Source organism: Pararhodobacter sp. CCB-MM2 (assembly GCF_001691415.1).
In the GTDB taxonomy this organism is placed as follows: domain Bacteria; phylum Pseudomonadota; class Alphaproteobacteria; order Rhodobacterales; family Rhodobacteraceae; genus Pararhodobacter.
Window position 1 is genome coordinate 1 of sequence record NZ_LRRR01000058.1, and the last position, 6,945, is coordinate 6,945.

Annotated in this window: 7 protein-coding genes; 5 read left to right on the forward strand and 2 right to left on the reverse strand. The window is 62.5% G+C overall.

Features of this window, described 5'->3' with window-relative positions:
- Window positions 1-187: 187 nt before the first annotated feature.
- On the reverse strand, window positions 188-1,003 hold the full coding sequence (panB, locus tag BCY78_RS24035; protein WP_068306866.1) for a 3-methyl-2-oxobutanoate hydroxymethyltransferase: 816 nt from the start codon (window positions 1,001-1,003) through the stop codon (window positions 188-190).
- 13 nt (window positions 1,004-1,016) lie between these two features.
- Complete coding sequence (gene panC / locus BCY78_RS24040; protein WP_068306868.1) at window positions 1,017-1,862, reverse strand: pantoate--beta-alanine ligase; 846 nt, start codon at window positions 1,860-1,862, stop codon at window positions 1,017-1,019.
- A 185-nt stretch (window positions 1,863-2,047) separates the two neighbouring features.
- On the opposite strand from panC, the gene BCY78_RS24045 reads away from it, so the two are divergent.
- The 5 genes from BCY78_RS24045 (at window position 2,048) to BCY78_RS25450 (ending at window position 6,893) form a co-directional block, all read left to right on the forward strand.
- Window positions 2,048-2,542: a hypothetical protein gene (locus tag BCY78_RS24045; protein ID WP_083195282.1), complete on the forward strand. Its 495-nt coding sequence runs from the start codon at window positions 2,048-2,050 to the stop codon at window positions 2,540-2,542.
- An 83-nt stretch (window positions 2,543-2,625) separates the two neighbouring features.
- Window positions 2,626-3,060: a hypothetical protein gene (locus BCY78_RS24050; RefSeq protein WP_068306872.1), complete on the forward strand. Its 435-nt coding sequence runs from the start codon at window positions 2,626-2,628 to the stop codon at window positions 3,058-3,060.
- Between the two features lie 122 nt (window positions 3,061-3,182).
- Window positions 3,183-5,684 carry an FAD-dependent oxidoreductase gene (locus BCY78_RS24055; RefSeq protein ID WP_068306874.1) on the forward strand — a complete coding sequence of 834 codons (2,502 nt, stop codon included), beginning with the start codon at window positions 3,183-3,185 and terminating at the stop codon, window positions 5,682-5,684.
- Between the two features lie 163 nt (window positions 5,685-5,847).
- Window positions 5,848-6,522: a RelA/SpoT domain-containing protein gene (locus BCY78_RS25055; protein ID WP_083195283.1), complete on the forward strand. Its 675-nt coding sequence runs from the start codon at window positions 5,848-5,850 to the stop codon at window positions 6,520-6,522.
- Entirely contained in the window at window positions 6,507-6,893 is a 387-nt protein-coding gene (locus BCY78_RS25450; protein ID WP_068306876.1) for a hypothetical protein, read from the forward strand. Before BCY78_RS25055 ends, BCY78_RS25450 begins: the two co-directional genes overlap by 16 nt.
- Window positions 6,894-6,945 lie beyond the last annotated feature (52 nt).

The following is a 6,945-nucleotide window of genomic DNA, read 5'->3' on the forward strand; positions in this document are numbered from 1 at the left end:
CCTCTTCGCTGCGCGAATTCACCCCCCAGGATATTTTCAGAACGAAGATGGGAAAGAGGGCGCGTGTGGCGGGGCCTAGGCACTCGCTCCTTGCGGTTGGAGGTGCGGCTAGTGCGGTGTGCTGGGACAAAGGGAAAGGGCGCGGACCGGGGAGGTTCGCGCCCTTTTGTTTTGCCGCTTGAATGGCTTAGCGGTAGGTTTGGTCTTCAGCGGGGAAGCTGCGGGATTTGACCTCGTCGGCGTATTCCGAGACCGCTTTCTCGATCATGCCGCCGAGTTGGCCGTAGACCTTCACAAATTTCGGGGGGCGCGGGTTGAGGCCGAGCATGTCCTCCAAGACCAGAATCTGGCCGTCGCAATCGGCCGAGGCGCCGATGCCGATGGTCGGGATCTCGACCGATTTGGTGATCTCGCGTGCCAGCGGCTCGACCACGCCTTCGACCACGACGGCGAAGGCCCCGGCCTCGGCCACCTGCACGGCGTCGTTGATGTGGTGGGCCCAAGTGGCCTCGTCGCGGCCTTGGGTCTTGAAGCCGCCCATGACGTTGGTCGATTGTGGCGTCAGGCCGATATGCGCCATCACCGGGATGCCGCGATCGACCAGATAGCGGATCGTCTCGGCCATGCGCGCGCCGCCTTCCAGCTTCACGGCCTGACACATCGTCTCGGTCATGATCCGGGCGGCGTTACGGAAGGCCACCCGGGGGCTTTCCTCATAGGTGCCGAAGGGCATGTCGACGACGATCAGTGCGCGCTTCGTGCCGCGCACCACCGCCTTGCCATGGGTGATCATCATATCGAGCGTCACGCCCACGGTCGATTCCATGCCATGCATCACCATCCCGAGGCTGTCGCCCACGAGGATGAAATCGGCATAGCGATCGACGATCGCGGCGGTGTGCGAGTGGTACGAGGTCAGCGAGACGATCGGCTCGCCCCCCTTGCGCGCCCGCAGCTGCGGGGCGGTGATGCGGCGGACCGGGGTCTGGGGCTGTGCGGACATCGGGAGTTCCTCCTTAAGGGGTGACGACGCGCTGGTCGATCAGCAGGACCTTGCCGAAACGCACGGCAAGCAGGATCACGGCGGGCCGGGTCAGCGGGCCAGAGACCGAGGCCAGAGTCTCGGCATCGCGGATATCGGCGGATTGCAGATCGGCACGGGGATTGGCCTGAATATTCGCCGCGACCCATGCGCGCAGGCGCGAGGCGGTGATGCCGGTCTTGGCCATCTCCTCGGCCTGGAACAGCGATTGCGAGAGGACCACGGCGGCGGCGCGGTCCTCAGCCGTGAGGCGGATGTTGCGCGAGGACATGGCCAAGCCATCGGCCTCACGTACCGTGGGCACGCCGACGATGCGCACCGGCACGTCAAGGTCGCGCACCATCTGCCGGATCACGCAGAGCTGCTGGTAGTCCTTCTCGCCGAAGCAGGCGACGTCGGGCTGGACGATGTTGAACAGCTTCGTCACCACCGTCGCCACGCCACGAAAATGGCCGGGGCGCAGCTTGCCGATCAGCATCTTCGACAGTTCGGTCGTCTCGACGATGGTTTGCGCGCCGGGGGCGTAGACCTCCTCGACAGAGGGCATGAAAACGCCGTCGACGCCGGCCTCGCGCAGCATGGCTAGGTCGCGGTCGGGATCACGGGGATAGGTCGAGAGGTCCTCGGTCGGGCCGAATTGCGTAGGGTTCACGAAGATCGAGGTGACGACTCGCTGGCCTTCGGATTTGGCCCGCTCAACAAGCGTCATGTGGCCTGCATGCAGGTAGCCCATGGTCGGCACCAAGGCGACCGTCTCGCCCGCGTTGCGCCAGTTGCGCACGGCCTCGCGGACCGTCGCTTTCGTCTCGAAGACCTGCATAGAGCCCCCCCGCAAGTTCAGGCGCGAGTCATACCGCCGCGCGAGGGGGGGAACAAGCGGCGAGACATATTCTTGCGCGCCAGCAAGTCCATCGCGGGTGCGACACGGGGTGCGACATCATTACCCGACGGAAAGCGGCGCAGGGGGCGTTAGAGATACGCAATCACACATAAGGATGTATCGATATGAAAGCTACAATCTTCCTCGCCCCGCTTGCTGTTCTGGCCCTCGTCGGGGGCGCCGCTGTCGCTGACGGACATGGTCAGGGTCAGGGCCAAGGTCAGGGCCAACGGCAGGGTCAGGGCCCGCAGATGGCACATTTCCTTGAGGAATGGGACATGAACGCCGACGGGCGCGTGACCGTCGAGGATGTTGCCGCCCGTCGGACCGACATCTTCGACATGTTCGACCTCAGTGGCGACGGTGTCATCGATGCCGAAGAGCAGGCGAACATGGCCGCGACCATCGCCGGGCAGGAAGAGAACAACCGCGAAGGCCATGGCGTCAACGGCCCCGGTCCGCGCATCCACGGCGCGATGACCCCGGCCTATAACGATGCCAACCACGACGGGCAGATCACCGCCGCGGAATGGGCCGAGGCGACGCCCCGCCTGTTCACCGAGTTGGATCGCAACGCGGACGGGGTGATCAATCCGATGGATTTCGGTCGACACGGCTGAGTCTCGCCGAGACCACCCGTGACGGGTCCGGGGCCGCGACGGAAGCGCGCCCCGGTTCCGTTGCAGGGCGAAAGGAGACCCCGATGCGCCCTGCCCTTCCGCTGCCCGCCCTGATCTTGCTGACCAGCCTTGCCCTGCCGTTTCCCGCACTGGCGCAGGCCGAGGGTCTGTTGTCCCTCGCAGCGCGGCTGATGCCGCATCGCGATCCCGGCCCGGTCCTGATGACGCGCGAGACCTTCCTCGACCGGCGCGGCGCGTTGTTCGAAACCCGCGACACCAATGGCGACGGCATCCTCGACCCGCAGGAACAGGCGGACAATCCCCTGCCCGCGCCGGTCCCCGGGGCGGGCGGCCTTCTGGGCGAGGTCCAACAGGCCATGCAGCCTGACCATGTCGATGCGGATGGCGACAAACACATCACCCGAGGCGAATTCGACGCGGCCTCGGAGCGGCTGTTCGCGCTGTTCGATACCGACGGCGACGGGCAGATCACCGCGGGCGACTCACCTCAGCCGTGAGGGATTACGACGCCTCTCTTGCTGTGCGTCGTTTTCGCGCGACCATCGGTCGGGAGTCTTTCACCACCCCGCGCAATTAGCTGCGAAACCCAAGCCAAAATCCTTCAGCGGAGCCCTGCGCGATGAAAACCCATGTGAAAGCCCTTGTCGTCGGCGGTGGTGCGGTCGGCACCGGCATCGCCTATCACCTGGCCAAGGCGGGCTGGGACACGATGCTGATCGAGCGCGACGAGCTGACCTCGGGCTCGACCTGGCACGCCGCCGGTCTGCTGCCGCTCTTCAACATGAGCTACGCGACGACCCATATCCACAAATACTCGGTGGAATTCTACAAGGGTCTGGAAGCCGAGACCGGCCTGAACGCGGGTTTCGCCGTCGTCGGCAACCTGCGCATGGCGCAAACCGACGAGCGCATGGACGAATACATGCTCTACTCCTCGGTCGCCGAAACGGCGGGGGTTCCGCATGAATTCCTGACGCCCGCGCAGATCAAGGAGCGTTGGCCGCTGATCGAGACCTCGGATCTGAAGGGCGCGCTCTATCACAGCACCGATGGCTACATTAACCCCGCAGATGTGACCCAGGCGATGGCCAAGGGCGCGCGCCAGCATGGCGCCGCGATCGAGCGCAAATGGCAGGCCGATGCGTTCCACTGGACCGGCTCCCATTGGGAAGTGACCTGCACCAAGATGGTCGAGCAGGGCGGCAACCTGGTGCCCAGCGACGAGCAGATCGTCATCACCGCCGAGCATGTGGTTACCGCCTCGGGCAACCACGCCCAGCGCACCGCGCGCCTTCTGGGCATCAAGATCCCCGCGATCCCGGTCGAGCACACCTTCATCGTCATGGACAAGGACCCCGAGCTGGTCAAATGGCGCGAGGCCGGCAATCCCGAGCACCCGGTCGTGCGCGATGCCGACAATGAATCCTATGCCCGCGAAGAGCGCGGCGGCTGGATCCTGGGTATCTACGAGCGCGGCGCCCCGGCGCGGTTCGAATATGGCGTGCCCGACAGCTTCCGCGCCGACCTGTTCCAGCTCGATCTGGACCGGATCGCCGATCAGTACATGGCGATGGCCGAGCGTGTGCCCTCCTGCGCCGAATCCGGCCTGAAGGACGATTTCAACGGCCCGATCTGCTATACCCCTGACGGCAACCCGCTCGTTGGCCCCGCTCCGGGGCTGCGCAACATGTGGCTGGCCGAAGGCTTCAGCTTCGGCATCACGGCCGCGGGCGGCACCGGCTATTATCTGGCGCAGATGATGGTCAATGGCGAAGCCGATATCGACATGGCCAGCCTCGACCCCAAGCGCTACGGCAGCTGGATGACCACCGAATACGCCGCGCGCAAGAACGAGGAATGCTACGAGCACGTCTACATCCTGCACCACCCGGATGAAGAGCGCGAAGCCTGCCGCCCGCTGCGCACCGCGCCCGCCTATGACCGCCAGCTCGCGCTGGGCGCGCAGATGGGTCAGGTGAACGGCTGGGAACGCCCGAACTACTACGGCCCCGTCGACGCCCCCGCCGACTTCGACCACAACTCGCGCTCGTTCCGTCGCGGTGCGTGGTGGCAATATGCCGAGGCTGAAGCCAAGGCGGTCCGCGAGACCTGCGGCATCATCGACGCCTCGGCCTTCACCAAGCACCTCGTGCGCGGCCCGGGCGCGACCGCGTTCCTTGACCACTTCACCTGCAACAAGCTGCCCAAAATCGGTCGCATCAACCTGACCTATGCCCTGACCGAGGCCGGCACGACCCGCACGGAATACACCATCGTCCGCCTCAAGGATGACGAGTATTACCTGATCTCGGCCGGTGCCTGGACGGATTACGACGCCGACTTCCTCAAGAAATCGATCGAGGATTTCCGTGCCGCTGGTGGCGATTACATCGACTGCCACGACATCACCACGCAATGGGGTGTCTACGCTCTCGCCGGCCCGAACGCCCGCGCGATCCTCAACGAGATCGTCAAGGACGCGAACCCCGAGACCGTGCTGTCGAACAAGCGCTTCCCCTGGCTGTCGTACCGCGACATCGAGCTCGGCATGTGCCCGGTCCGCGCCATCCGCGTGGCCTATACGGGCGAGCTGGGTTGGGAGCTGCACTATCCGATCGAGTTTGGCCGCTACCTCTGGGATCTGCTGCTGAAGGCCGGCGAGAAGCACGGTCTGAAGCCGGTCGGCGCCCGCGCGCAGAACTGGCTACGTCAGGAGAAGAGCTACCGCGCCTTCGGCACCGAACTCGGCCGCGACGCGACCCCGGCCGAGGCTGGTCTCGACCGCTTCATCGACCTGTCGAAGGAGTTCCGCGGCAAGCAGGCGATGCTCGACACCGGCATCCGCGCCAAATGCGTGACGCTCTTGATCGACGGCCCGGCGGACACCGATCCCTGGGGCAAGGAAGCGCTGCTGCTCGACGGTCGCAAGGTCGGTCGTCTTACCTCGGGCGGCTATTCGGTGGCCTTCGGCAAGCAGATCGGCATGGGCTATGTCGAGCCGGAACTGGCCGAGGTCGGCACCAAGCTCAAGGTGAAGATCCAGCTCAAGGAATGGGACGCCGTGGTGGCCGAGGATTCGCCTTACGACCCGACCAACGCCGTGATCCGCAAGGACGGCTGAAGTGGGGAAGCGCTGAGGCGCATCGTCCGGGAATGAGGAAAGGGCCGCGCAAGCGGCCCTTTTTTTTCAAGCAGCAAGCGCTACGAAGCCACTTCATCCTGTTGCAATAAACCTTTGCCGCATTTAACTTCCATGCCTGAAACTCAAAATCGGGTGTCGCGACATGGCCTTTCCAGTTCCCCCAAAACCGAAAGGTGCTGTTAGAAGAGCGGGGAAAGCTATCGCCGCGGGAACTGCTACAATCCACGACTACGACCTAGTTGACCAGTGGCGGTCATCTCATGGATACGCCATCAACACGTTTAAAGTCTGGCTGCGTCGAAAAATTGCAACATCAGGAACTGCTGCAGAATTTGCTCAACGACTGAAGCGAAAGAACACCGTTATTGACAAATTACGACGCACTGCTCCCGATGGATCACCGTTGATTAGCGATGTGACTTCGATGCATGATTTCGCCGGTTGCAGGTTGATTTTCAACGACATTGATGGCTTGCATTCATTTAGAGAGTGGCTGCACTCACCTTCCGTTCTAGAAAACGTGCGCCACAGACCAAAGCACGCGGACCAGAACAAGTACAACTATATCGAGCGCCCTAAAGTAAGTGGATATAGAGGCATTCACGACGTCTTTTTACACTATCCACGTTCTCACAGGCCGGGCATCGATCCGTCAGAGCCTTGGCAAGGGCTAATGGTCGAAATTCAGTATAGGACGAGAGCACAGCACGCTTGGGCTACTGCACTTGAGATTTCGGATATTTTGGACGGTCAAAGAACTAAGTTCGGCCACGGCGAGGACGAGCGCGGAGTATTTTTGCGATGGCTAGTGAGATAATTGCGCGGCGCCATGAGAACCTTAGGCGCGCCTTCCTAGATTTGTCTGACGCAGCGCTGGAAAGTCGATTTCAAGAGAGCGAAAGCAGGCTGCATATCCTCCAGAGACTCGGCGCGATGCGGCAATTTGACGTGTACAACAAATTGAAGACGCACAATGTACTCAATATCGTTACTGACGGCGCAGGAAACTATTCACTGAAAGTTGAAGTCTTTAGGAACGCGCAAGAAGCTATCAAGCGATCTATTGAGCTCGAAGACTCACCTGAAAGCATAAACGCCGTTTACGTTACGGGCGAACCTACACAGTTAAGAAGTGCATACCGCAACTACTTCAACGACCCGGTCGATTTCGTCAACCTATTGCAATAGACTTGAATTCATTAGCTAGCCTCACTGCCCGCCCCATTAACACCCCCGACAG